Genomic DNA, 2,908 nt, shown 5'->3' with positions numbered 1-2,908 from the left:
ATAATAAGAATTAATTTAGGAAGTGGTTTTTTGAATAGTACATTGCAGTCTGACTGTGAAAATTGTTTTGGGTTATGTTGTGTGGCATTACCCTATACAAAATCAGCAGATTTTGCTTTTAATAAAGAAGGCGGAGTCCCTTGTCGTAACTTGTGTCCAGATAATCGTTGTAGCATACATGAACATCTAAGAGATAAAGGTTTTCATGGGTGTGTTTCCTATGAATGTTTTGGTGCAGGACAACATGTTTCACAAGAAATTTTCAAAGGTAATGATTGGCGAAGGAATCCAGAGTTATCAAAGGAAATGTTTGCAGTATTTCCTATTGTTCAACAGTTGCATGAGATGCTTTGCTACTTAAGTCAAGCTTTAGATTTAGAAGAAACTCAACCCATCCAGAATGAATTGCAAAGCGTTTTTGATAAAACTTTATCTCTAACTAATCTTAATCCGAAAGATATTCTAAATTTAGATGTACCCGCCCACAGAGAAATCGTGAATAATTTATTACTCAAAACAAGTGAATTAATTCGAAAAGAATTCATTCAAAGTAATAAGAAAAGCAAGATACGCAAGGATTTTATAGGTGCGAATTTAAAAGGTGCTAACCTGCGAGGTATGAATTTAAGAGGGGCATTGTTGATTGCATCTAATTTGAGGGGGGCTGACTTAAGAAAAGTGGATTTTATTGGTGCAGACTTAAGAGATGCTGATTTATCAGGTGCAAATCTTACCGGATGTATTTTTCTTACTCAAGCTCAAGTTAACTCGGCTAAAGGTAATAAAGATACTAGATTACCTCATTACTTAAAAGTTCCTGCTCATTGGTTAAAAAATTCAAACTAACTTAGAATAATGGGGATGGCATGGATAAGTTCAGTGAACTAAAGCAAAGACGAGAAGCACTAAGTCAGAAGAGTAATATGCGCCTTGAAAATATGGATACAATCATTCGGGAGTCTGACAGGGTCGCGCAGGTTGCGAGTAATTCGAGAGCCATTTTGGATGATCTGGAACGTGATTTTGAAGCCGTTACCGGGTTAGACAGTCTGGATGTAAAATTTCTTTTTTTTTGCAACGGCTCTGCAGTGTGCCAGACAGTACTTTTTAGCGAATGACAAGTTTAGATTTGACAAGGCAGCGGATGGGGACAAGTTTATGCGTAAATTAGTTCCCAAAAGCTATGAACACATTTTACTTGGGTCGGTCCCTTATGATGCCATTAGAAAGTACGAGGGCTTTGGAGGGCTGAATACCGGAATTAGCGGGGCGAATCACCGATATACGACTTTAGGGCACGACCCTTTAGCATCCCATTTAGTGCTTATCTTACCTTAAAGCCGAATTCCTTTTTGAGGAAATAATCGCCAGCGATAAAAACGGCGTCAATATCATGATTTTTAATAAACCCGCCGTAATCAATACATGTATTTCCGCGCCAAACTGAAACCGGTACTCTCAAAAACATGGCGTTATCAAAATCGATTTGATGGTCAAGCCATTGATTTTGTGTGAACAAGATAGATCACCTCATGTCATTCATTGTTTTGAGCTGCACAAAGAAAAAAATCACACCTTATAAAATGTATCCCTTTAATTCCGCGATACGTTTTATAGGGCATGACTTAGTTTTCCATATAAACCAATAATTTATTATATCACAGATCTTAGATGAAATCTAGGATCTCCAAATGGTCCAACTGAGTAGTAACTGACCATCCCATGATTAGCATGGAGAGGTGGCGCATCATACCGAAGGTTTTTCATTGACCACTTTCACCTTGAAAATGTTGCCCAGCTTGCCGTCAAACCGTTTGTTCAGCGGATTTTTCATATCCCTTCCCAACTCGCGAAAAAACATGTCCACTTCCACAGATTTTGTTTGCACCAGCACATTCAGAACACCCGCGGAAGCGATATCCTGATTCTCGTCGAGGGGCACCGAAGTGAGCACCATATACTTCTTCGTTAGTGTTTTCATATGCCTTGTGAAGGACTCGATGATCTCATGGTTCTCGAATTCATTGATCGCTTGCTGTCCCTGTGGCGTAAACCATAATTCCACCTTCATGTTTATCTTTCCTCCCAATCCTTAATTCCGAGAAATCTCTGATCTTCGCTTCTTCATTTCTCATACCTGTTTCTTATCCCTGGGCTTGCCCCAGGAATTCTCCTGATTTGTTTCCTGTTTATTTTCAAATTCCTGTTTGGAAATCCCCTGATTTCTAGCACCCCTTGCCATGGTCAGCTGAAAATCATTGAGCGCAACCAAGCTGGCTTTGGTTATATAGGCTCGTCCATTTTCCTCTATAAAAAGAATACGATCCCCCGCATCGACTTCTAATAATTCACGAATGCTCTTGGGAATGGTGACTTGTCCTTTACTGCTGATTCTGGAAATTTCCAACTTATTCACCCTTCTTTTAGTTTCCTGCGATTTAGATATTTGTATACGCTTGGAAAATTTAAGTTCTTTACTTTCTTTACTTTCTTTACTTCAATTCATTATATCCCTATTTATTCAAAATGTATATTATTTTCATCGGACCGAATATGAGGTTGCGCCTCAAATAAGGACATTTTATGATGGAATTATTTTCAAGGTATAATTTTTTTTATTTTACGGAAAATGATCATGTTACAAATTTGTTTTTGGAGGAACTACAATGCAAACAGGTACAGTAAAATGGTTTAACGCTGAAAAAGGTTTTGGTTTTATCGAAGTTGAAGGCGGAGACGACGTATTCGTTCATTTTAGTGCGATCCAAGGTGACGGTTATAAATCGTTGGATGAAGGTCAACGTGTTCAGTTTAATGTGACACAAGGTAACCGCGGACCGCAGGCTGAGAACGTTACGAAAATTTATTAAGATGCGCATCAAGCTGCTCCTAACGTTGTAGGAGCAGC

General features: G+C 38.6%; 6 protein-coding genes. 3 read left to right on the top strand and 3 right to left on the bottom strand.

Annotated elements, in window-relative coordinates; translation table 11 throughout:
- Positions 1–30: 30 nt before the first annotated feature.
- Complete coding sequence (locus PVA01S_RS26195; RefSeq protein WP_127610813.1) at positions 31–846, top strand: pentapeptide repeat-containing protein; 816 nt, start codon at positions 31–33, stop codon at positions 844–846.
- 20 nt (positions 847–866) lie between these two features.
- Positions 867–1,118 carry a hypothetical protein gene (locus tag PVA01S_RS26190; RefSeq protein WP_127610812.1) on the top strand — a complete coding sequence of 84 codons (252 nt, stop codon included), beginning with the start codon at positions 867–869 and terminating at the stop codon, positions 1,116–1,118.
- Between the two features lie 206 nt (positions 1,119–1,324).
- Here PVA01S_RS26190 and PVA01S_RS26185 read toward each other — a convergent pair whose 3' ends face one another.
- The 3 genes from PVA01S_RS26185 to PVA01S_RS26175 all read right to left on the bottom strand — a co-directional run bounded on the left by PVA01S_RS26185 (position 1,325) and on the right by PVA01S_RS26175 (position 2,407).
- The gene (locus PVA01S_RS26185; RefSeq protein WP_054799706.1) at positions 1,325–1,519 is read right to left on the bottom strand and encodes a hypothetical protein; all 195 of its coding nucleotides are present in this window, start codon (positions 1,517–1,519) and stop codon (positions 1,325–1,327) included.
- A gap of 228 nt (positions 1,520–1,747) precedes the next feature.
- Positions 1,748–2,071 (bottom strand): hypothetical protein, encoded by a 324-nt coding sequence (locus tag PVA01S_RS26180; protein WP_127610811.1) that lies wholly within the window; start codon positions 2,069–2,071, stop codon positions 1,748–1,750.
- A 60-nt stretch (positions 2,072–2,131) separates the two neighbouring features.
- A complete protein-coding gene (locus PVA01S_RS26175; protein ID WP_127610810.1) occupies positions 2,132–2,407 on the bottom strand; it encodes an AbrB/MazE/SpoVT family DNA-binding domain-containing protein in 276 nt (91 codons plus the stop codon).
- 259 nt (positions 2,408–2,666) lie between these two features.
- Here PVA01S_RS26175 and PVA01S_RS26170 point away from each other — a divergent pair, with 259 nt between their 5' ends.
- Positions 2,667–2,870, top strand: coding sequence for a cold-shock protein (locus tag PVA01S_RS26170; protein WP_054799707.1), 204 nt, complete (start codon positions 2,667–2,669; stop codon positions 2,868–2,870).
- The last annotated feature ends 38 nt before the right edge of the window (positions 2,871–2,908 follow it).

Source organism: Paenibacillus validus NBRC 15382 (genome assembly GCF_004000985.1).
GTDB classification, from domain to species: Bacteria; Bacillota; Bacilli; order Paenibacillales; family NBRC-103111; genus Paenibacillus_G; species Paenibacillus_G validus.
This window is presented reverse-complemented; position numbering and strand designations above follow the sequence as displayed.

Coding starts and splice junctions, on each gene's coding strand:
- PVA01S_RS26170 (WP_054799707.1), top strand. CDS start 2,667: ATGCAAACAGGTACAGTAAAATGGTTTAACGCTGAAAAAGGTTTTGGT.
- PVA01S_RS26190 (WP_127610812.1), top strand. CDS start 867: ATGGATAAGTTCAGTGAACTAAAGCAAAGACGAGAAGCACTAAGTCAG.
- PVA01S_RS26180 (WP_127610811.1), bottom strand. CDS start 2,071: ATGAAGGTGGAATTATGGTTTACGCCACAGGGACAGCAAGCGATCAAT.